The 903-nt window shown below is 72.2% G+C and carries 1 protein-coding gene; it reads left to right on the top strand.

Annotated features, from left to right (window positions below; genetic code table 11):
- Window positions 1-879 (top strand): phosphate acetyltransferase (gene pta / locus DEIPI_RS30495; protein WP_045234156.1); only part of this gene is annotated, 879 nt, incomplete at its 5' end.
- Window positions 880-903 lie beyond the last annotated feature (24 nt).

Genomic DNA, 903 nt, shown 5'->3' with positions numbered 1-903 from the left:
CTCGCCCGGCCCGACGCGGTGCGCGCCGTCGCGGCCGCGCAGGGCCTCACGCTGCCGCCCGACCTCGAGATCCTCGACCCGGAGGAACTGCGCCCGCGCTACGTGGAGCCCCTCGTGAACCTGCGCCGCAGCAAGGGCCTCACGGCGCCCATGGCGGAGCAGCAGCTGGAGGACACCGTCGTGCTCGGCACGATGATGCTCGCGCAGGACGAGGTGGACGGGCTCGTGTCGGGCGCGGTGCACACCACCGCGAACACCGTGCGGCCCGCGCTGCAGCTCATCCGCACCGCCCCGGACGCGAAGCTCGTGTCCAGCGTGTTCTTCATGCTGATGCCCGATCAGGTCCTCGTGTACGGCGACTGCGCCATCAACCCGAACCCCACCGCCGAGGAGCTCGCGGACATCGCGATCCGCTCCGCGGAGAGCGCCGTGAACTTCGGCATCGAGCCGCGCGTCGCGATGATCAGCTACTCCACCGGCACGAGCGGCGCGGGCGAGGACGTCGAGAAGGTCTCCGAGGCGACGCGCATCGCGCGCGAACTGCGCCCCGACCTGATGATCGACGGGCCCATGCAGTACGACGCGGCGAGCGTGGAGAGCGTCGGACGGCAGAAGGCCCCGGAGAGCCGCGTGGCGGGCCGCGCGACGGTGTTCATCTTCCCGGACCTCAACACGGGCAACACGACCTACAAGGCCGTGCAGCGCAGCGCGAACGTCGTCTCCGTCGGGCCGATGCTGCAGGGCCTGCGCAAGCCCGTGAACGACCTGTCGCGCGGCGCGCTCGTGGACGACATCGTCTACACCATCGCCCTGACGGCCATCCAGGCGGCGCAATCCTCGGCGGCGCCGAGGCAGGCGACGCCCGGCGGCGCGGGCTGAGCGCCGGGAAGCGGGCGGGAACGC

The sequence above is a fragment of the Deinococcus pimensis DSM 21231 genome, assembly GCF_000519345.1.
Lineage (GTDB): Bacteria > Deinococcota > Deinococci > Deinococcales > Deinococcaceae > Deinococcus_A > Deinococcus_A pimensis.
This window is presented reverse-complemented; position numbering and strand designations above follow the sequence as displayed.